This is a genomic window from Spirosoma sp. 48-14 (assembly GCF_001898575.1).
Classification (GTDB): domain Bacteria; phylum Bacteroidota; class Bacteroidia; order Cytophagales; family Spirosomataceae; genus Spirosoma.
In genome coordinates, this window is record NZ_MKUD01000001.1 from 42340 (window position 1) to 62630 (window position 20291).

Genomic DNA, 20291 nt, shown 5'->3' on the forward strand with positions numbered 1-20291 from the left:
GCCGATACCAACTCCTTAACGATCCAATTCTGATGGATGAACACGAATCACCCGAACTAACAGAAGACGAAAAGCGTCTGTTTGCCAACCTGATGCCCGAAGACCTGAACGAAATTCTCGATACAGGTGTCAATCGTCGCCATTTCCTCAAACTGATGACGCTGGCCGGTGGTGGAATCCTGGCGGCTCAATCGGCTGTAGCTGAACAGTTGCTGACTCGTCCATCAAACGTTCCTTCACCAACTGAACTGGCCCCGTTCAGCCTCGATAATGCAGTCAATGTATCGTTTAAGGTAAACGGTACTGCCCGAAAACTCACCGTCGATTCCCGCATGACATTACTGGATGCGCTGCGCGAACGGCTGGACCTGACTGGCTCAAAAAAAGGTTGCGACCACGGCCAATGCGGAGCCTGTACGGTGATAGTAAATGGGCATCGGGTACTGTCGTGTCTGACACTGACGGCCTCCTGCGAAGGCAAAACCGTACAAACCATCGAGGGTTTAGCCCAAAACGATACGTTACATCCTGTGCAGGAAGCCTTTCTGAAGCATGACGGCTTTCAATGTGGCTTCTGTACGCCCGGTCAGATTTGTTCAGCTGTCGCCATGCTGGATGAAGCGAAGAAAGGCCAGGCCAGCTACGTCACCGAAAATGTACGCCAAACGACAGGTCCGGCTAAACTATCAAACGAAGAAATTCGGGAGCGGATGTCGGGGAATATCTGCCGATGCGGAGCCTATCCGAATATTGTGGCTGCCATTCAGGAAGTTTATAGTGGTAAGCCTGTTGAACAGATTTTCCGCTCGGTTTAATACTTGACCTCAATCCAATGCGACCTTTTACCTATACCCGAGCCACCGATGTAGCATCGGCCATCAGGCTGCTGAGCCAGAATCCGAACGCCAGATTCCTCGCTGGTGGTACTAATTTGCTGGATCTGATGAAGGAAGATGTAGAACGCCCCAACACCCTGATCGACATCTCCGAACTAGGCCTAACCGACATTAAATCCATTGCTAGTGGGAGCAATAAAGGAGGGATTTCGCTTGGCGGACTTGGTAAAAACACCGATGCCGCTAACCATCCACTGGTTCGCCAACATTATCCGTTGCTAACCCAGGCGATTCTGGCAGGTGCATCGGGGCAACTACGAAACATGGCAACCAATGGTGGCAACCTGCTGCAACGAACGCGCTGCCCTTACTTCTATGAAGTGGCTATGCCCTGCAACAAACGTGAGCCGGGAACAGGCTGTGGCGCCAAAGACGGCATAAACCGGATGCACGCCATTTTTGGCTGGTCGGACCAATGCGTAGCCGTCTATCCATCCGATATGGCCGTAGCACTGGCGGCTCTGGATGCGGTAGTTACTGTTCGAAATGCCAGTGGTCAGGAACGCCGGATTCCTATCCTGGATTTTCATCGGCTACCCGATAACCAACCCGAAAAAGATACGAATCTGGTGCACGGCGAACTGATCACAGCGATTGAATTGCCTCAGAATCGACTTGCGGATAAATCGTACTACCTTAAAGTTCGTGACCGGGCCTCCTATGCCTTTGCGCTGGTATCCGTTGCAGCTGCTCTGGAAACAGAAGGTAATACAATTAAACAGGCCCGTATTGCCATGGGTGGCGTTGCTCACAAGCCCTGGCGATCCCTGAAAGCCGAAGCAATGCTGGTAGGTAAGGAAGCTACCGAAGCGAATTTCAAGCAGGCGGCTGACGCTGTCATGGCCGACGCCAAACCCCTGGCCCACAATGCGTTCAAAGTAGAGCTTGGCAACCGGAGTATCGTTCTGGCTCTGCAAATGGCCATGAAGGGTAGCAAAATTTAACCTTAGTCATTGATCGTCAATCACCTACGGCCTCATTGGTGGTCATTCGGTAGTTTCAACCGACGACTACTAAGCAACCAATAATCTCATGAAGGACACGAATAAAGCAGTCGGCTCCCCGATTAGTCGTATCGACGGTATAGCCAAGGTAACCGGCAAAGCGCCCTACTCGATGGATCATCCGGTAACAAATCCGGCCTATGCCATTCTGTTCAAAAGTACCATTGCTGCCGGAACCATTCGGGAGATCGATAGTGCTGCCGCCGAAAAAGCTCCCGGTGTACTAGCCATTATCACCCATAAGAACGCGCCAAAACTAAACGTCAAGGGCGGGTTGCGCGGAGGTGCTCTGCTGCAAAGCCCAGAGGTTGAGTTCTTTGGGCAAAACATTGGCATCGTAGTAGCTGAAACGTTCGAACAGGCACGCTATGCCTCGCGGCTCATCAACGTCACGTATGATAAAAAAGAGCCCAAAGTCGACTTCGATAAAGTAGCCGATCAGGCTCGCATGCCTAAGGATAAAGAGAAAGCCGATGCCAAACGGGGCGATGTACAGGCTGCGCTCGGCCAGGCTACTTACAAAGTAGAGGAAGTGTATGAAACGCCCATCGAACACCATCACCCCATGGAACCCCACGCGGCTATTGCCGAATGGAACGGCGATAAGGTGACTTTATACAGCAGTGCCCAGATTGTAAACGGTGCCCAAAGTGCGGCTGCCGCAACCCTGAATCTGCAACCGAACCAGGTACGTATTGTATCGCCTTACATCGGTGGCGGTTTTGGTTCGAAAGGAGGTCAATGGGCGAATCTGGCCCTGGCGGCCGTAGCAGCTAAACAGGTCAATCGTCCGGTCAAGCTTGCGCTTACTCGTCAGCAGATGGTCAACTCCGTGGGACTGCGGCAACACAATCGCCAGAAAGTGAGTCTGGCAGCTACTGGCGATGGCAAGCTGACGGCTCTGGCCCATGAGATCACAACGCACTGTGCTATCAACGATGAGTTTGTCGAGCCCTGTGGCGACTGCTCAAAAATCATGTACGACACACCCAACTCGCTCATCACGTATCGGGTAGCGCCCATGAATCTGATTTTACCGACCTACACCCGTGGCCCCGGCAAATCGACCGGCAGTTTTGCCCTCGAATCAGCGATGGACGAGCTGGCCTACAAGCTGAAAATGGACCCGATTGCGTTTCGAATTAAAAACGAACCCGAACGCGATCCATCCAACGGCAAGCCCTGGTCATCACGGACTACAGTACAATGTCTGCGCGAAGGAGCAAAAGCCTTTGGGTGGGAAAAGCGTAAACCCGAACCCCGTCAGAATTCGCAAGGCAATTACTGGATTGGCTATGGCGTATCAGCCGGAACGTACCCGGCTCATCAGCGCCCAACCTCGGCCTCCGTCAAGCTAACCCGAGCGGGTGAAACCGTAACCGCCATTGTTGAATTAGCGGCTGCCGATCTGGGTACGGGCACGTACACCATCCTGACGCAAACGGCCGCCGATGCGTTGGGATTAGCCGTTCAGCATGTGAAGGTAAAAATTGGCGATTCCGATCTGCCTCCTGCTGCCGGAGCTGTAGGCTCGGTGGGCGCTGCCAGCTACGCCAATGCGGTGAATGATGCCTGTGAGAAGATTACGCAGGAGTTACTAACTAAATCGGGTAAGCAGTTCTTTGTTCGCCCAACGGCCGCTCAGTTGATGCGATCCGAGAAATTGACCGACTACCAGACACGCGTTGACAGCAAGCCACCCGAAAATACCGAAGAGTTTTCAGCTCATAGTTTCAACGCCAATTTTGCGGAAGTAGCCGTCAACAAATCGACGGGTATGGTACGTGTCAATCGGTTTCTGGCCGTAACGGGAGCGGGAAAGATTCTGAACCCCAAAACGGCTCGTTCGCAGATTATCGGTGGCAACGTCTGGGGCATCGGCATGGCCCTGACGGAGGAATCGGTTGTTGACCCACGCTGGGGAAATTTCGTAACCCGTTCATTAGGCGATTATCATGTCCCGGCCAACCTCGACATTGGTCATCTGGATGCTATTTTTATTAATGAGACCGATGAGCATGTCAACACGCTGGGCGTGAAAGGTATTGGCGAAGTAGGTATTGTAGCCGTGGCAGCCGCTGTGGCCAACGCTGTTTTCAACGCCACCGGCAAACGGGTTCGGGAGTTACCCATTACCCCCGATAAAGTGTTGTAAGAGGTCAGTTTTAACGCGATCGCGCCATTACATACCTGGCTTTTTAGCAGCCCCTACCAGCGTAACATCGACCAGTTCCAGAGACTTCACCATGTCCTTTACGGTATTCTTGTATTTCGTGAAATGGGGGGTTGTGATATGGGCTTTATAGGCGGCTGTATCTGCATATATTTCGAGGATGGTAATATGGGTCGGATTGGCTTTATCTGCAACCGCATAGTACGTTAATACCCCCGGCTCAACACGAATAGCAGTCGTCATTTGCTCTTTCAAGGCTGCGTTGTAGGTCTCGAGTTGTGCCGGATCGACGGTGATCTTTGCCAGTCTGACCATTTGCTTTTTCTGCTGTGCCCTGGTTTGTGTTGCAAAAGAACAGGTTAGCAGCCATACGGTAATCAATGTGATTATTGATTTAGTCAGGTTTGTTTGGTGTTTACGAGTCGTTCTGATCATATAGGCACACATAATTAGGTTTCATCTGCTCTAAGCGGATCGCAACAGAAAGTACGATTTTTTCGCCTGAGCATCATCATACGTGACAGGCTTTCTTTGCCTGTTTTCGTAAAAATAACTTACCAGGCCGAAGTCGCCAAAGCAGCCGCCCGTATGGATCAATAGCGCCCCAAACAGGCTATAAAACAGCGTTGGCGACGCAAAGAACATCAGCCCAATCAGAACAGAATTGATAATAAGAAAGGGAGTTAGGGCAACCACTAAAAACGATTTACTATCAGCGACAAAGTTGTCAGCTAAACAATAAAAAACAAGCGTTCGCCAGTGTGCCGTAAACTGTACGTTCTGCGCACCGGCGGCCTTGTAAAAGAATCCGTGTATCAGTTCATGAATAGGCAGTAAGATAACGAAGAAAATAAACACGCCCAGAAACAGTTTCGTGATCGCTTCCAGAACGGGCAATCGCTCTTCCTGAACAAGAAAAACGATCAGCGCGGCAACGACAGCGGTATTGAACGTCCAATAAAAAATAGAGACCGGGTTTATTTTTCTCAAATTTGCTTTCACAAAGGGCACCAGTTCACTGTGGTCAAGTTCCTGGTCCAGTCGATACCCCAACGAGGTCAGATCTTGCGGTTTCTGGTTCATTATTGCACGTCCTGATTAGGTGCAGCCAACGCTTACGTGTTACTATCTGCATTCGATTACCAACCCAATGGCTGGCCGTCTCGGAAAAAGCCGCCTGTCGGGCCATCGTCTGGGAGAGTAGCCGCCCAAACGATACCTTTCGCTCCTTCGGATACGGGTCTTGCTCCCCACTTTTCGGCAGCCGAATAGGTAGCCGTAAAACCTGGATCGACGGAGTTAATTTTTATCGGGCTGTCTTTCGTTTCAGTAGCCAATTTCACCGTTAGCCCATTCAGCGCGAGCTTCGTTATAGCATATACCGGCACTTTGCTAAAGTGGTAGCCAAGTCCAAAAACCGGATCACTGAATGAGCCAGCTCCACTCGATACATTCACAATTCGGGCTGCATCACTTTTTTCAAGGAGTGGATACAGCGCCTGTATGACTCGCCAGGCACCCAACAGATTAGTATCCAAAGCGTCTTTGACAAACTGCATATCTGCCGTCAGCGGATTGCCTCCAAAATCAAAAAAGGCTCCTGCGTTATTTATCAGAACATCCAGCCTGCCAAATTCATCGTCTAGTTCACGGGCAATGGCCGCCACCGACGCATCACTGGTAACGTCTAACGGTTTGGCGATGGCTCCAATTTGGTCGGCCAGTGTCCTGACTTTATCATAATCTCTTGCGGTAATAACTACTGTGAAGCCTATATCTTTCAGTTGCTTAGCCGTTTCATAGCCCAAGCCCCTTTCCCGGCTTACTCCGGTAATAAGTGCAATTCGGTCCGTTACCATAGCTCATCGTTGTTAGCCAGAACATTCTGTTTTTATTCCGTTAAATTATTCGTTTTGCCAATAATTCGCAACGCAAAACATCGAACAATTGCTACCAGAAAAATACAGTGTATTTAGTAGATAAAATGCCTTACATGGCAACGGATTTGCTGAACGAAGAAGACAACTGCCTCCTCGACCCGATATAGTCAAATACCCATTTGCTCCCTCAGTTTTGACTCAGTCAGTAACCCTTTTTGTGTAATGAACCAGGCATTTCCTTCGTCCAGTTGAGGAGGTCGACTGGCCATAGAAACTACCTGTTCTGCCACCTCTTCTTTCGACTGAGCCAGGCTCATGCGCGCTTTAAAATCGGCCTCCGAAATGCCACTGTAGGCGGCATAAGCTGGAATAACTACTTCACCCACTCCGGTTCCGTCCATTAACCGCAGGGGAGCGAGGGCCAGAAAGCGCAGCCCTAGCTTTAGCCGGTTCGACGCTTCCTGTGCGTAGTTGGCGAGAAACAGCTGCGTTCGTTTTGAGCCTGCGTACCCACCCGAAATCGGAGAGCCGAACAGGGCGGCTCCACTCGCAATAAAAATGATTAACGTACCGGGTTTAACGGATGCTGTCAGGGCATGATGAGCTATACCAAAAGCAGCTTTTACATCTGTGTTCCAATTGGTGCTGAATGTGTTCCAGTCCAAAAGATGCAGGGGTTTATGTGGAGGCATGGCCCCGGCTGCCAGCACGACGACGTCTGGCTCATGCTGAAAAATAGTGATGATCGTTGCTTCATCGGTAGCATCTGCCGAAAGCGTCTGCACACTCGGCAACCCATTAGCCACTTCCGCTAAAGAAGTCGCGTTTCGGGCCACCACCAACAGGTCAGCCCCTTCCTCAACCAAGGCTTTCGTGATCGCCAATCCCGTACCGCGACTACCGCCAATAACTACCGCTTTTTTCCCTTCCAGTTTTTTCATGGTTATACTTCATTTATGGCTAGTATTCCGTTTCTACTTTTCGATCTGGTTGTCCCTGGCCTGTAGTGATCAGATTGAAGAGACTGTTTCGGATATAACCGCCCCAGGCATTCGAGCACGCGCCATAGCATTCAATCTCAGGCTTCAATCCCTCGTGTGTAAAGCGAAGCTGCGTTTGCCCGTCTTTTTCGGTGATATCAAAAACAACCCGAGTTCCCGTCCACTCGCTTTTGACGCTGATGAAACTGAGCTGGCTATCCGTAATCAGCCACACAACTCGTTGGGCCGGAATAAACTCGATAAGTTGCTGTCGGGAATAATGTACGTCGCCGAAACGCACCTCAAAGGCATCGTTTAGATGATGCGAGTCACCTTCAACATTTTCTGTCCACCAGCCAGCTACGTTGTTGACAGCAGCAAACACAATTTCCGGGTCTTGGTCGACAAGGAGGGTAACCGTAAAATCAGAAGCAGTCATTGTATTGTTGTTTTTTAGATGTAATTGGAAGAAATGAGCAGGCAAAACTAGTGGCTAAACTGGGGAGTGAGGGGGTGTAAAATGGACTTTGTAATGGGTTGATCTGGACATTTTCGCCAGGTATTTTTGCGTTAAAAAGACCGTGAAGCACATTACCATAGTTGTACCCGACGGACAGAATAACCTGAGTAGTATTGTTGGGGCATATGAATTGTTCACCGAAGCAAACGCCTACTGGAAGGCAATCGGTCGAACCGACTTGTTCACCGTTGTTTTAGCGGGGATTTCGCCATCCATAGACTTCGATGATCATTTGTTTACCGTAAAACCACACACGCATATTGGAGCGCTAGCCCAAACCAGCCTCATCGTTATTCCCTCATTGACGCACAACGCCCAACAAGCGGTGGCAGGTAATGAGCCGCTGATCGACTGGATTGTCAAACAGTACAAAAACGGGGCTGAAATTGCCACCATCTGTACGGGTGCCTTTTTGCTGGCTTCGGCTGGTTTGCTCGACGATAAAACGTGCTCTACCCATTGGGCAGCTGCCGACACGTTCCGACAGGCGTTCCCCAAAGTGAAGCTGCAACCCGACAAACTGATTACGGACGAAAAAGGGATTTACACAAACGGAGGAGCTTATTCGTTCCTGAACCTATTGATTTACCTGATTGAAAAATATTACGACCGACAAACCGCCATTTACTGCGCCAAGCTCTTTCAGATCGAGATCGACCGGCAAAGCCAGTCAGCCTTTACCATCTTTACCGGCCAGAAACAGCATGGCGACGAGGTAGTTAAAAAGGCGCAGGACTACATAGAAAGTAATCTACAGGAAAAAATATCCATAGCACATCTCTCCAGTCTATTCGCCGTAGGCCGACGAAACTTTGACCGACGCTTTATAAAAGCAACCGGCAATACACCCATTGAATACGCTCAGCGGGTCAAAATTGAATCGGCCAAAAAAGCGCTCGAATCCACGCGAAAAACCATCAATGAGGTTATGTATGAGGTTGGCTATTCGGATGTAAAAGCGTTTCGGGAAGTCTTCCGAAAAATTACGGGTATGTCGCCGATCGACTATAAAACGAAATACAATAAGGAAGCGGTAGTCAGCTAAAAAATTGGCTTCAACGCAGGAGCAATCGCTCCTCTTCATGATCCAGGTAGTAGAGGTGCTTGCGGACAATGTCCTCATCAAGGGTCATGGTCGTTCGGTTTTTTTCGACCAGCCATCGCCGTTGCCGATCCAGAATTTGCCGATACAGTTCTTTGATAGGTTCGCTGAAAGCCGACGTTCCTTCGGACGACAATCGATACGCACTCACTTTCATTAGTTTCTGATAAACGGGCTGGGCCAGTTCTGCCTCGCTCAGATTTTCGCGCATGTATTGCAGAGCCAGTGCTGCAAACTCCTTTTCAATAAAGGCGTCGACCTTCTCTTCAGGCTTGATATAATCCTGCTCGGTAAACCCAAATTGCCTAATAAAGAAGGGCAACGTAAGTCCCTGAACCACAAGCGTCAGAAAAATTACAACAAACGTAATAAAGAGAATAAGGTCTCGTTGTGGAAACGGCGTACCATCAGCGAGACGGATAGGAATGGATAAGGCAGCAGCCAGTGAGACCACACCCCGCATACCTGTCCAGCCCAGCAGCAAAGGCGTTTTCCAGCCCGGATTACCAGTATCGGCCACAGTAATGAAGTTCCGCATAATAAGAGTGGTAATGACGGCCCCGTAGCAGGATAAGATCCGGACTACCACTAAGGTCACTGTAATCAGTACTCCATACCCAATGGCTTCACCAAGACTGGTTTCACCCAGCCCGGAAACAATTTGCGGCAAGTCCAATCCAATCAATACAAACACAAGTCCGTTCAGAATAAAGGAAACCGTACTCCAGAAATTATAGCCCCGTATGCGAGTCTGGCCATTTAAAAAACTGAATCGGTGGTACGACATCAGCAGCCCTCCGCTTACCGTCGCCAGTACGCCCGAACTGTGCGCTTCTTCGGCACCTATATACATGGCATAGGGGCCAAGAATAGAAAACACCTGATGAATATCGACATGATCGGGAAGCCATTTATGGACCTTCATCAGTAGCCACCCAACCAGCAAACCGATACCAACTCCGCCAAAAACCATCCACAAAAACGTTAGCAGAGCATCCTGTACCACAAACTTCCCAGTCGAAACGGCGATCACGGCAAACTGGAAGATGATCAGCGAAGAGGCATCGTTCAGCAGGCTTTCGCCCTCCAGAATCGATGACAACCGCTTGGGTACCTTCACAAATTTCATAATGGCTCCTGCGCTTACCGCATCTGGTGGCGACACAATGCCGCCCAGCAAAAAGCCCAGCGCCAGGGTAAAGCCAGGAATAAAGTGATCGGCTATCAGAGATACACTAAAAGCCGTGACAAAGACAACCAGAATAGCAAACGAGAGAATTATTCGTCGCCATTTCCACAACTCCTTCCAGGAGGTCGACCAGGCAGCTTCGTACAGGAGCGGTGGCAAAAAGATGATGAAGATCAACTCTGGGTCCATGTTGAGGACGGGTATGCCCGGAATTAAACTAATGACGAGCCCTGCCACAACCAGCAATACCGGATAAGCGACCTGTATTCGCTGAGCCAGAATGATCAGAAATATCATCACCAGCACCATCCCCAGATAAAACGTAACCTGTTCAACCATGTTTCGTGAAAAGTCAAGGAAATTACTTAGCCTTATCTAGCCTAACCGCAAAGCAGGCGGAGGTGTTCGTAAACCCGCCAAAGCACAGCCCGGTAGCCGTTGTTGCCATAACGAATCAAGTACATATCCCTAATCGGCTGGTAAATAGGGTTTACCAATAACCAGCTTATCGCCCGACAAATCAGCTTCGAACAGATGTGGCACCCGAACCGTTCGTCCATTTACGCTTTTATGACTGTGCATAGATAGGAGTAACTTGCCCTCCAGCGTACGAAACAACATCCCGTGCCCATAGTTTGGCGGGGTAATCGGCTCTTTTTCCTGTATCCAGGGCCCATCTAGGCTACCACTTTTTGAATAAGCTACCCCCTGAGTATACACGTCATAAATCCAACTGGTCCAGATCATTCCAAATCGTCCGGTTTTGGTCTGAAACAGATAAGGCCCATCTGTAACTTTGTTCGGTTTGTCATTACCGGCTTCGTCCTTCTCCCGACTCCAGGGCGAATCGCTGGCCCGAAATAATACGTTAGCTTTACCAACAGTACCACTTAAATCGGGCTTTAGTTCAATCGCTTCGATAGTCCCATTCAGGTTCTGCAACCATTCGTAGCAATACACCAGATATGGCTTACCGTTTTTATCGACCCATAACGTTCCATCCAGCGTAGGCATGTTGGCAGGCAGATACGTCGCATCCTGCATAGGCACATAAGGCCCATCGGGCTTGTCGCTGACCAGTGCATGACAGGCCCGTCGTTCAATAGCCCTACCTTTGACGGTATCAATCATGACAGCCCGGTTAGTGAACGTAGCAAAGTAATAGTACTTGTTTTTATACGGGTGAATTTCGGCAGCCCAGATCATCGGATTAGGGCCCATCCATGAGTTCGGATCGGTTTGGGCAACCTTATAAGGGCCATCCCAGCGGTTCAGATTCTTACTTTTCCAAAGCATTCCTCCCGTGCCGGTCATATAATACATATTGGTTTGGCGATCGGCCAGAATAGCCGGGTCGCTCAACCGAATGGAATCCAGCGGCACATTTGTTCTTATCTCCTTTGGCTGATTATTCTGCGCTTTCAGCGTCAACGAAAGGAACAGACAGCCAATAAACGTTAACCAATACGTTTTCATACAGCATCAAAGGATTGAGATCGACTTCTGTGAACAAAACTACGGTGATGTCATTTTCTAACAATACACCGATTTGCAGGCTTTAGATGATACCGATTCAATGACGGGCATTCAGTACGCATCATCCTCCAATTTATTCTATATTCAAGAAATTTTTGACTCATAACGTTTCCAGCCCACAGGCTGTTGGCCTGACAAACGCTATGTAGCCCTACCTATGATGAGTATGCAACAATCCATAAATACCCCAACCAGTTGGTCTGAAACCGTTTCCGACGCGGATTTCTGGTTGGCGCTGGCTCAAACAGTACTGCCCCCCTACGTTAACACTTGCCGATGGTTTGCTGGAAAAGCCCGACCGCAAACCGGTTTTTCTGTAAGAACCATTCATACTCTTCCGCTTGCCGATGGCGATGTGGCTTACCTGCTGATTCTGGAAGCTACCTATGCCGATGGCGTGCCCGAACATTATCTGCTTCCGCTTTCCTTTATTCCCGATCAGACCGTCGCACAGCTCGCCGATATACCCGAAAAAGGCCGTGTAGGTGAGATTGCTCTGAACGGACAATCAGGGATACTGATCGATGCCATTTATGATGAACGGTTCCGGCAGGTACTGTTTACATCCATTTACCAGAATCGCATCATCCCTCAGACCGTCGGGCAGGTTAGCTTTCATCGGGGTAAGGGTCTGGATGATGGCGACGATACACTTAGCTCACGCGTGCTACCCGTCGACTCAAGCAATTCGGCCATGACGTTCGGCGATAAATACTTTCTGAAACTGTACCGCAAACTGTTTCAGGAAACCAATCCTGAAGTCGACATGGTGGCGTTTCTGACGGACGAAAGCAGTTTTCCGAACATTCCGGCTTTTGGCGGCAGCATTGTCTGGCAGCAACCCGACAGCCCCGATATTACACTGGGCATGGTGCAACGCATGGTTCCGAACGACAAAGATTCGTGGATGCAGACTGGCGACTATCTCAATGATTTCCTGTATGGCGTACCGAATCGACTATTTGCCATTCGGGAAGATGTGTTCGATAAAGTGGAACTGCTGGGCCGACGAACGGGCGAATTACACTGTGCGCTCTACAAACCCGGAGCCGACCCTGCCTTTGCGCCTGAACCCTTTACCAACGAATACCGCCAGTTTCTGATCCGGCGATTTGAAGATTTGCTCGAACGCCGGTACACCCTCCTGATCGATAATTATACCAAACTCGATCCGCAGGCGCAACGGTTGGCCTGGGTATTTATGGAAGCCAAAGAAATGATCGACACGTTCATTGCCGACTTCCGCACCCGGCCACTTCAATCGCTACGCATCCGTATTCATGGCGATTACCATCTGGGGCAGGTACTGGCCGTAACCAATAGCCAGACAGGTGCCGACTTTGTGATGATCGACTTTGAAGGGGAGCCGGAAAGCACCATTTCCGAACGTAAGATCAAGCACTCTCCCCTAAAAGATGTGGCGGGTATGATCCGATCGTATCACTATGCGGTTTCAGCTAAGCTTTTCAATTCGACAGAAACCGCAGGCATTGAACCCGACCATTTACAGCGCGTATCGGATCGCTGGTTTTACCTCATCCGCGATACGTTTCTGGATGCGTATTTAGACGTGTTCGGTGCCCCGCATCCTTTGTTCAAAAACAACAGCGAGATCAATTTTCTACTCCTGATTTACCTGCTCGAAAAGGCAGTTTATGAATTAGGCTATGAAATTAGCTACCGCCCCTCCTGGGTAAAAATTCCGCTGAAGGGCATCATCGATGTGGTGCGAGAGATCGAAAAAATCCGATTAAGCGACGGCGGTGTTGCGCACGACGTGCCGATGCTGCAAACTGGATTACTGCAAGTGAAACCAACCGAATAGATCATTCAGGGCTCTTGTTCAGGGTCTGAATCGTTTACAATCTGAATGAAGACCTTTGAGCGTCCCACTTTTTTTCTAACTTTCCGACTCTGATTACGTTCACTAACGGAAGCTTATCAGGTTTAACCTATGGCAAAACGAAAAACTACGACGGACTCGTCGCCTATACCCGACAACAACCAACCAGAAGCACCCACTCCCCCAAAATCACCAAAACCGAAGAACGTGCAGGAAGCCCCCACCCCATCCATTCCAGCCGAACAACCCGTTTCGACAGGGCCTTACTCCCGCTTTACTGATTTCGACATTTACTTGTTTCGGTCAGGCAAGCACACCAGGCTTTACGAGAAATTTGGCTCTCATGTCGTGGAGTATAATGGCGTAACAGGTACCTATTTCGCGGTCTGGGCACCTTCGGCCCGGTACGTTGCGGTGATCGGTAATTTCAACGGATGGGATAAAGGCAGCCACCCGATGAATGTTCGCTGGGACTCTTCAGGCATCTGGGAAGTGTTCATCCCGCACATCGGCCGGGGCGAAACCTATAAATATTTTATCGTTCACGAAAGCGGTCGGGAACTGGAAAAAGGCGATCCGTACGCCCACCAGTGGGAAGTTCCCCCCAAAACAGCATCGGTCATCTGGGATACGTACTACGAATGGCAGGATCAGGACTGGATGGCAAACCGCCACGCAAAAAATGCACTCAATGCGCCTGTGTCGGTCTACGAAGTACACCTATCGTCCTGGCGACGCGACCCTGGCGACCCCGAACGCGAACTGAGCTACGGCGAAATTGCGGATGCCCTGGTTCCGTATGTACAGGAAATGGGCTTTACCCATGTGGAGTTTATGCCCATCATGCAGTATCCGTATGCCCCCTCCTGGGGCTACCAGATTACGGGCTACTATGCGCCCAGCAGCCGGTTTGGTACGGCACAGGATTTTATGCGGCTCATCGAACGGCTACATCAGGCTGGCATCGGTGTCTTGCTCGACTGGGTTCCCTCCCACTTCCCCGGCGATGCGCATGGCTTATACGAATTCGATGGTTCGCATCTGTACGAACACCCGGATATGCGGAAAGGCTACCATCCCGACTGGAAGAGTTATGTATTCAACTACGCCCGCCCCGAAGTTCGCTCCTTCCTGCTCAGCAATGCCCTGTTCTGGCTCGATCGCTGTCATGCCGACGGGCTGCGAGTGGATGCTGTAGCATCGATGCTGTATCTGGATTACTCACGCAACGCGGGCGAATGGGAGCCGAACATGTTTGGTGGCCGCGAAAATCTGGAGGCCATTTCGCTGTTTAAGGAACTGAACGAAGCTGTTTATAAAGAATTCCCGGATACGCAGACTATTGCCGAAGAGTCGACCGCTTTCCCTGGCGTATCACGTCCGGTCTATACGGGTGGTTTAGGGTTCGGCATGAAGTGGATGATGGGTTGGATGAACGATACGCTTCGGTACTTCGAACGTGACCCAGGCTACCGCAAATACCATCAGGACGAGCTAACGTTCAGCACGATTTACGCCTTTACCGAAAATTTCATGCTGCCCCTGTCGCACGATGAGGTCGTGTATGGCAAGCAATCGCTGGTGGGTAAAATGCCGGGCGACGAATGGCAGCGGTTTGCGAATCTACGGTTGCTGTTTGCCTATATGTTTACGCACTCAGGCACCAAATTACTGTTTATGGGTGGCGAATTTGGACAAACGGCCGAATGGAAGTTCGACACCAGCCTCGACTGGCACCTGCTGGAGTTCGCTCCACATAAAGGCATTGCGGCCTGTGTAAAAGCCCTCAACCAGTTGTACCGGACCGAGCCCGCTTTATACGAGCGTAGCTTCTCCGCCGATGGCTTCGAGTGGATTGATACCACCGACCGCGAAAACAGCGTAATTACCTATAGCCGGAAAGGCAATAACCCTGCCGATACGGTACTGATTGTGCTGAATATGACACCCATTCCGCGCTCTCACTACCGGATAGGAGTGCCAGCAGCAGGCTCTTACAAGGAAATTTTTAATAGTGATGCTACAGAGTTTTACGGTAGCGGTGTGCTGAATGCAACCCCTATTGCCACTGAACAGGAGGCCTGGCATGGCCGCCCTCAATCGATCCAATTAAATATACCTCCGCTGGGTGCGGTTGTGCTCAAAGCGGTGAACTAGGTACCTATTAAAAGGAGTGAAGTAGCCAGTCTTCACTCCTTTTTTTCTGTTTCCCTACTTCCCAATAAAGCGGATTTTATTCGCTCGTTTGCTCAAACGATATACGCGAAAAAACAACAGAGCCTTAAGTCGGGTTAATAAAAAACTACCGTTTGCCGTTACCGTATGGTATGTTTAGGAAGACCCGGACACGATCAGATTACCTGATAACGGCGAATCCATCTAACTTTGCCTGCTCGAACAGCCTGATTTGTCTGCATGAAGAAAGTTCTGATTCCGCTTTTACTGCTTATTTCTACCTATAGCTTCGCCCAATCGCCTGTAGCCGCTCGTCTGAGTAGCGGCTACGATGTGGGAATGGCTTACTCCACTAGTCATTACAATCCATCCATTGCCTACTACCAAATGCTTAATGTAGGCGAACGAAAACTGTTTTCGCTGGGCTGGAACCTGCGACTGGGTGCATTTTACGGTGATAACCTTGACTACTACACAGCCCCGGCCCGACTAACCCGCGAAAAAACAGGCTTTGCGGCATTGGGTGCTCCGCTTGTCGTTAAAAATATCGATACCATCCGGTACGACTATGTGACCATGACCTCGCTCAATGTGGGCGTTCGGGCGCAAATTAATCTGGGGAAAGTCGAAATAGGGGCCAGTGCCGATCTGTTGGGGTTGACAATCGGGAAATCACGTACAGGTCGTTACAAATCCTCGACGGGTCAATTTACGCTTCACTCGGCTTCGGGTGCCGACTCTGTAAACGTATACTTTCAGGGAAACAATGTTTTTCAAAAAGCATCGCCCAGTCGTTTCAATGTCCGGTTGTTAGGCGATAATGACATTGGCACACTTGCTACCGAAGTTTATGCCCGTCTTCATCTTACCCAGCGTTTAGCCGTCAAGGCAGGCTATCAATGGCTTGTTACCGAAACAAAAACATCCAATCGCGATGTCGTTGCCGACAATAACCGTTTTCGCCACCGGGCTGGCATGGCCTATCTGGCTTTAACGTTCCCCATATTTTATTAGAGGTCCTGGTTAACCCGTCGCGGACCCCAAATAAGCGGTTCTGTCATTCTGGCAAAGGAAGAATCTTAACGTAGCCCTGCTTGTGAGCTAGGGTATGGATAAGATTCTTCCTTATAGAACAATCACAAACGCGCTCGCTCTATACTTCAATCGGTTTTAAATCAAAATAGGTCTGAAAGATAGCGTCGCCGACGGTGTTGGTACGGGTCTGAAAGTTATCGAGATATTGGTGTAACCCTGTCTTAAAAATATCGGCCGTTTCGGTAAACTCAATATCGGTTCTTAGCTTAGACAGCATGCGTTCGGCAGAGTTCCCAAAACCTTGTGTAATGTTATTCCCCGAAATTTCGTAGAGCGATAACTCAGCCTGCCGAATACAATGAGCCACAGCACGGGGGAACATCTTATCTAAAATCAGAAATTCGACAATACTGGCTGGTGTCAGCGACCGATATTGCTGACGATGCATGTTATACGCGCTAACCGATTTAAGAACCGCTGACCAGATCATCAAATCGATGGTTGATCCAACCAGCTCTATTTCGGGCAGAAGTGTAAAATATTTCACATCCAGAAACCGGGATGTTTTATCGGCCCGCTCCAAAAAACGCCCCAGTCGGCCAAAGTGCCAGGCTTCATTGCGGGTAATCGTTGCGTCAATGATTCCGTAAAAAAGCTGTATACTGTTCCGAATTTCCGTGAAAAAGTTTTGCGTCTGGGTCTGCTCCCACTGTTGCTTGGGTGAGGTGTCGCGTACCATCAGGTAGAAGGTGTTTAGGTGCTCCCACATTTCCTTGGAGATTACCTCCCGAATGGTCCGGGCATTTTCGCGGGCATCGCTCAGGCACGACACGATTGAATTAGGATTCCGCTTATCGAATGTCATGAAATGAATAACATTCTCACGCGTAGGCTCCGAGTAATATTTCTTAAAGCTGTCTTTATCAGCTGTCGCCGTCAATAATGGCTCCCACTGCTGATCAACATTGGGTGGCAAATCGAGGGCCAGGTTGAAATTCACACTCATGAAACGGGCATAATTCTCGGCCCGTTCAATATAGCGGTGCATCCAATAAACTGAGTTAGCAACGCGACTTAGCATAACATATAAAGTTGGGGTAAAACCGGGTATTGCCAACAAAAATAGGGACCCTAACCGATTAATCAAGACACTGTTACCAATATACGACAATTTCGCCAAATTATCATCTATAAGTGGCAAACTTAAATTGGTTTGCACTTGAGTGTTTGATTAAGCCAGGCCAGAAAGTATGTTGCCCGATACTACCTACCGCAATCCATTAATTCATTGGCAAGTAGAAGTGTTTTGATTGGAATGAGTAGATATAGATTATGGATATGAGCTGCCGCCAAAAGGCCGCCAGAAACCAATGCATGGCCAGATTTGGCTTGTGTACGCGCTTAAAACTCGAAATTAAGGCCTGATGCTTTACTGGATTGGCCTGTTTTACGACGAAAGTCAGGCAAAAGTAAATAGCCTCTAATTCTGTCCGACTAAACTCGTTTTCAAAGTGCCGTGGAGTAATCCCTGGGAAAATAGCCTCTGGGGCTATTAACGTCTGAATGTACTGTTTAAGTAGATCAACGTTGGGTTGAGTAGCCATCTTACATTACCGAAACAGGGTGAGGTAAAAAGTAAAGATAACAGGCTTTACCTACACATACCAATTTGTTAGTATCCTGTAAATCAACTTATTTTCTTTTTGGCATCTTAGAGATATACTATGTTTATGTTTGCATACAAAGGAGTAAAAAGCTATTTTTTTAATGTAGATTAAAACAGAATGAAAGGTATTGGAACTACCCAGCTTATTTATTTTTCTAGTAAAATGGTAAACCCATAAAGGCTATATTTTTACATTTCCGCAGAAAAGCGTAGTTTTGTGCGCTTGGCTTTATGGTGTAATGGATAGCATCACAGTCTTCGGAACTGTTGGTTGGGGTTCGAGTCCCTATAAAGCCACCAAGCATTGATCTAATCCGCGTCTACAAGTTGTATACGCGGATTTTTCATTTCAACATCGCTTCAACATTGGCCCATTCGGTATTAAAGCGATCATTGCATCTCAAAGGGAATACGTTTCAACGTTACGTTTTAGAATTGAATTCTTCAGTATCTGCTTTATCTTCTACAAGAAATATAATACAAAACCGAATAGGTTCGTCTCCATTTTTACATAGAATACATTTATTGGATCAAATAAACGATGAGGAAATAAAGCGGGTAAAAAAGTAATAGAACAGTTGTTTGATGATTTCGAAGACTTTGAGACAGTCAATAAATCCAAAAATACAATTTCATTTAAATCCATAAAAACATACATAGGGACACTTTTCAAAATTGATTGGTAAATGAGAACTGCGGTCCTGTGATACTAGAAAGAACTATGATGTAACATAATGATCCAGATTTTGGCCGGACACTGCCTTTGTACTTTTCAAAAATGGCTCTTACTCCACTTGCTTTTGCAAAACCCTAACGTTTCTTAGAAATTTTTCTTAACATAAAACCGATTATCAATTTCTAGTTGGAAATTTCAAAACCATTCTATTATCTTTGAGGCATGAATAATTACTGTAAATACGGATCGATAGATTTTATCTGCTTACGGCAGGGGTCGGTTCCTATTGACTAAGTATTCAAGGCTTTAATCAATATACTAACCCCTTCCGAGCAGGTAGGGGTTTTTTATTGAGCTATCAGGCTGTCTTTAAAAGGCTTGCTGATCATATTCCTGCTATACTTCAGGGATAGAATTAGTATTATATCCATTAAGACGCAGGTTGATAGGTTATGGACATTCTAAGGCCTTCTTTAAAAAGCGTGATTATTATCACAAAAAAACGATTAACTAAAAATCAAAAAATTGATCACTGATTTTAGTTAGTTTATTGGCTTTGTTTCTACCGAAATACACAAAAAAATGACTGTATTTGGGCTGGGTGAATTATATATTTCCCAAAAAAATGGAAAAATATTTTACAGAATTTTCAAAAAAATATTATTATTTTATTTGGAAAATAAATAACCCTCGTCTAATATTGCAGCATCAAACAAGCAAGGATTTATAATCCTAAAAACTTAATAAAGGCAAACGTCAACAAGAAATCATGTTACTGAACATTAAAAATATCTCCAAGAAATTTATCTGCTATATAGATTGGCAGACAGGGGGATATTTGGACCATTCAGTAAGCTAGGCTTATAAAAGTTTTCAAAGTTTCCACCCCTGTCAGAATCAAATCCGGCAGGGGTTTTTCTTTTACTGTTGCTCAGTCTGTAGAGTAGGTAACTGTTAAATACTGGGTAGAATTTGAACAGTCGGCGCTCGAATTCGACCAACAATGCCAATGGCCTATTAGGGGAGTCTGGTCGTCCCTGCCTCACTGTCTATGAGGAGATCCTCGGTTCGAATCCGTGATAGGCCGCCATATTGAAGCGTAAACCGTAACTGGTAGCGGGCCGGATTGTAGCTCCGGTGCGAAAGCTCTGGGGGTTCGAGTCCCTCCGCTTCAACCCTATAGCCATATAGCTCAGCAGGTTAGAGCATCTCTCTGATACGGAGAAGGTCTCTGGTTCGAATCCAGATATGGCTACAAAATAGATGACAGTAGCTCAGGCGGTTAGAGCAGAACTCTTATAAGGTTCAGGTCGGCGGTCCGAACCCGTCCTGTCATACGCTGAGGTTATAGCTCAATGGTAGAGCTATCCCCTTTTAAGGGATAGACCAGGGTTCGATTCCCTGTAGCCTCACTAATACGTTGCTCCCTTAGCTAAGTGGTCTAAGGCACCAGTCTGCAAAACTGGCATTCCCCAGTTCGAATCTGGGAGGGAGCTCAATTAATTGGTACTGTGGCCGAGTTGGTCAAGGCACCGGACTGAAAATCCGGCTATGTCAGTTCGAATCTGACTGGTACCACTACTTCTATAGCGTATGCCTTCTAAGCAGCTAGTAGA

At 48.2% G+C, this 20291-nt stretch carries 15 protein-coding genes and 8 tRNA genes; 15 read left to right on the top strand and 8 right to left on the bottom strand.

What is annotated here, in order from left to right:
• Nucleotides 1-32: 32 nt before the first annotated feature.
• From BGO59_RS00120 to BGO59_RS00130, 3 genes are all read left to right on the top strand, one after another.
• Nucleotides 33-815 (top strand): 2Fe-2S iron-sulfur cluster-binding protein, encoded by a 783-nt coding sequence (locus BGO59_RS00120; RefSeq protein WP_293678919.1) that lies wholly within the window; start codon nt 33-35, stop codon nt 813-815.
• Between the two features lie 17 nt (nt 816-832).
• Nucleotides 833-1840 carry a xanthine dehydrogenase family protein subunit M gene (locus BGO59_RS00125; protein ID WP_293678921.1) on the top strand — a complete coding sequence of 336 codons (1008 nt, stop codon included), beginning with the start codon at nt 833-835 and terminating at the stop codon, nt 1838-1840.
• Nucleotides 1841-1928: 88 nt separating this feature from the next.
• Nucleotides 1929-4055, top strand: a complete 2127-nt coding sequence (locus BGO59_RS00130) for a xanthine dehydrogenase family protein molybdopterin-binding subunit (RefSeq protein ID WP_293678923.1) — start codon at nt 1929-1931, stop codon at nt 4053-4055.
• Between the two features lie 27 nt (nt 4056-4082).
• Here the strand turns inward: BGO59_RS00130 and BGO59_RS00135 are convergent, their stop codons facing one another.
• The 5 genes from BGO59_RS00135 to BGO59_RS00155 form a co-directional block, all read right to left on the bottom strand.
• Nucleotides 4083-4388, bottom strand: coding sequence for a putative quinol monooxygenase (locus tag BGO59_RS00135; protein ID WP_293678925.1), 306 nt, complete (start codon nt 4386-4388; stop codon nt 4083-4085).
• A gap of 150 nt (nt 4389-4538) precedes the next feature.
• Nucleotides 4539-5156, bottom strand: a complete 618-nt coding sequence (locus BGO59_RS00140) for a DUF3267 domain-containing protein (protein ID WP_293678927.1) — start codon at nt 5154-5156, stop codon at nt 4539-4541.
• Nucleotides 5157-5212: 56 nt separating this feature from the next.
• Nucleotides 5213-5932 carry an SDR family NAD(P)-dependent oxidoreductase gene (locus tag BGO59_RS00145; protein ID WP_293678929.1) on the bottom strand — a complete coding sequence of 240 codons (720 nt, stop codon included), beginning with the start codon at nt 5930-5932 and terminating at the stop codon, nt 5213-5215.
• Between the two features lie 188 nt (nt 5933-6120).
• The gene (locus BGO59_RS00150) at nt 6121-6894 is read right to left on the bottom strand and encodes an SDR family NAD(P)-dependent oxidoreductase (RefSeq protein WP_293678931.1); all 774 of its coding nucleotides are present in this window, start codon (nt 6892-6894) and stop codon (nt 6121-6123) included.
• A gap of 19 nt (nt 6895-6913) precedes the next feature.
• Nucleotides 6914-7372 (bottom strand): SRPBCC domain-containing protein, encoded by a 459-nt coding sequence (locus BGO59_RS00155; protein ID WP_293678933.1) that lies wholly within the window; start codon nt 7370-7372, stop codon nt 6914-6916.
• 142 nt (nt 7373-7514) lie between these two features.
• Between BGO59_RS00155 and BGO59_RS00160 the strand changes: the two genes are divergently transcribed.
• A complete protein-coding gene (locus BGO59_RS00160) occupies nt 7515-8498 on the top strand; it encodes a GlxA family transcriptional regulator (RefSeq protein ID WP_293678935.1) in 984 nt (327 codons plus the stop codon).
• Between the two features lie 10 nt (nt 8499-8508).
• Here the strand turns inward: BGO59_RS00160 and BGO59_RS00165 are convergent, their stop codons facing one another.
• Together BGO59_RS00165 and BGO59_RS00170 are read right to left on the bottom strand one after the other, a co-directional pair.
• A complete protein-coding gene (locus tag BGO59_RS00165) occupies nt 8509-10083 on the bottom strand; it encodes a Na+/H+ antiporter (protein WP_293678937.1) in 1575 nt (524 codons plus the stop codon).
• 129 nt (nt 10084-10212) lie between these two features.
• Nucleotides 10213-11220, bottom strand: coding sequence for a glycoside hydrolase family 43 protein (locus BGO59_RS00170; RefSeq protein WP_293678939.1), 1008 nt, complete (start codon nt 11218-11220; stop codon nt 10213-10215).
• 220 nt (nt 11221-11440) lie between these two features.
• On the opposite strand from BGO59_RS00170, the gene BGO59_RS00175 reads away from it, so the two are divergent.
• From BGO59_RS00175 to BGO59_RS00185, 3 genes are all read left to right on the top strand, one after another.
• A complete protein-coding gene (locus tag BGO59_RS00175; protein ID WP_293680235.1) occupies nt 11441-13105 on the top strand; it encodes a putative maltokinase in 1665 nt (554 codons plus the stop codon).
• A 129-nt stretch (nt 13106-13234) separates the two neighbouring features.
• Nucleotides 13235-15280 (top strand): 1,4-alpha-glucan branching protein GlgB, encoded by a 2046-nt coding sequence (gene glgB, locus BGO59_RS00180; RefSeq protein ID WP_293678941.1) that lies wholly within the window; start codon nt 13235-13237, stop codon nt 15278-15280.
• A gap of 258 nt (nt 15281-15538) precedes the next feature.
• Nucleotides 15539-16312 carry a hypothetical protein gene (locus BGO59_RS00185; RefSeq protein ID WP_293678943.1) on the top strand — a complete coding sequence of 258 codons (774 nt, stop codon included), beginning with the start codon at nt 15539-15541 and terminating at the stop codon, nt 16310-16312.
• 139 nt (nt 16313-16451) lie between these two features.
• Here BGO59_RS00185 and BGO59_RS00190 read toward each other — a convergent pair whose 3' ends face one another.
• A complete protein-coding gene (locus BGO59_RS00190; protein ID WP_293678945.1) occupies nt 16452-17414 on the bottom strand; it encodes an alpha-E domain-containing protein in 963 nt (320 codons plus the stop codon).
• Nucleotides 17415-18224: 810 nt separating this feature from the next.
• On the opposite strand from BGO59_RS00190, the gene BGO59_RS00195 reads away from it, so the two are divergent.
• The 8 genes from BGO59_RS00195 to BGO59_RS00230 all read left to right on the top strand — a co-directional run bounded on the left by BGO59_RS00195 (nt 18225) and on the right by BGO59_RS00230 (nt 20253).
• Nucleotides 18225-18299: transfer RNA gene (locus BGO59_RS00195), tRNA-Arg, on the top strand.
• Between the two features lie 1387 nt (nt 18300-19686).
• Nucleotides 19687-19765 (top strand) — tRNA-Asp (locus BGO59_RS00200).
• A 3-nt stretch (nt 19766-19768) separates the two neighbouring features.
• Nucleotides 19769-19850, top strand: a tRNA-Tyr gene (locus tag BGO59_RS00205).
• A 6-nt stretch (nt 19851-19856) separates the two neighbouring features.
• Nucleotides 19857-19930: transfer RNA gene (locus tag BGO59_RS00210), tRNA-Ile, on the top strand.
• Between the two features lie 8 nt (nt 19931-19938).
• Nucleotides 19939-20012 (top strand) — tRNA-Ile (locus BGO59_RS00215).
• 4 nt (nt 20013-20016) lie between these two features.
• Nucleotides 20017-20087 (top strand) — tRNA-Lys (locus BGO59_RS00220).
• 10 nt (nt 20088-20097) lie between these two features.
• Nucleotides 20098-20171: transfer RNA gene (locus BGO59_RS00225), tRNA-Cys, on the top strand.
• 9 nt (nt 20172-20180) lie between these two features.
• A tRNA-Phe gene (locus BGO59_RS00230) sits at nt 20181-20253 on the top strand.
• Nucleotides 20254-20291 lie beyond the last annotated feature (38 nt).

What these genes read in the sequence shown, in the direction of transcription:
- BGO59_RS00120 (WP_293678919.1), top strand. Translation starts at nt 33, where the DNA reads ATGGATGAACACGAATCACCCGAACTAACAGAAGACGAAAAGCGTCTG.
- BGO59_RS00125 (WP_293678921.1), top strand. Translation starts at nt 833, where the DNA reads ATGCGACCTTTTACCTATACCCGAGCCACCGATGTAGCATCGGCCATC.
- BGO59_RS00130 (WP_293678923.1), top strand. Translation starts at nt 1,929, where the DNA reads ATGAAGGACACGAATAAAGCAGTCGGCTCCCCGATTAGTCGTATCGAC.
- BGO59_RS00135 (WP_293678925.1), bottom strand. Translation starts at nt 4,388, where the DNA reads ATGGTCAGACTGGCAAAGATCACCGTCGATCCGGCACAACTCGAGACC.
- BGO59_RS00140 (WP_293678927.1), bottom strand. Translation starts at nt 5,156, where the DNA reads ATGAACCAGAAACCGCAAGATCTGACCTCGTTGGGGTATCGACTGGAC.
- BGO59_RS00145 (WP_293678929.1), bottom strand. Translation starts at nt 5,932, where the DNA reads ATGGTAACGGACCGAATTGCACTTATTACCGGAGTAAGCCGGGAAAGG.
- BGO59_RS00150 (WP_293678931.1), bottom strand. Translation starts at nt 6,894, where the DNA reads ATGAAAAAACTGGAAGGGAAAAAAGCGGTAGTTATTGGCGGTAGTCGC.
- BGO59_RS00155 (WP_293678933.1), bottom strand. Translation starts at nt 7,372, where the DNA reads ATGACTGCTTCTGATTTTACGGTTACCCTCCTTGTCGACCAAGACCCG.
- BGO59_RS00165 (WP_293678937.1), bottom strand. Translation starts at nt 10,083, where the DNA reads ATGGTTGAACAGGTTACGTTTTATCTGGGGATGGTGCTGGTGATGATA.
- BGO59_RS00170 (WP_293678939.1), bottom strand. Translation starts at nt 11,220, where the DNA reads ATGAAAACGTATTGGTTAACGTTTATTGGCTGTCTGTTCCTTTCGTTG.
- BGO59_RS00175 (WP_293680235.1), top strand. Translation starts at nt 11,441, where the DNA reads ATGAGTATGCAACAATCCATAAATACCCCAACCAGTTGGTCTGAAACC.
- glgB (WP_293678941.1), top strand. Translation starts at nt 13,235, where the DNA reads ATGGCAAAACGAAAAACTACGACGGACTCGTCGCCTATACCCGACAAC.
- BGO59_RS00185 (WP_293678943.1), top strand. Translation starts at nt 15,539, where the DNA reads ATGAAGAAAGTTCTGATTCCGCTTTTACTGCTTATTTCTACCTATAGC.
- BGO59_RS00190 (WP_293678945.1), bottom strand. Translation starts at nt 17,414, where the DNA reads ATGCTAAGTCGCGTTGCTAACTCAGTTTATTGGATGCACCGCTATATT.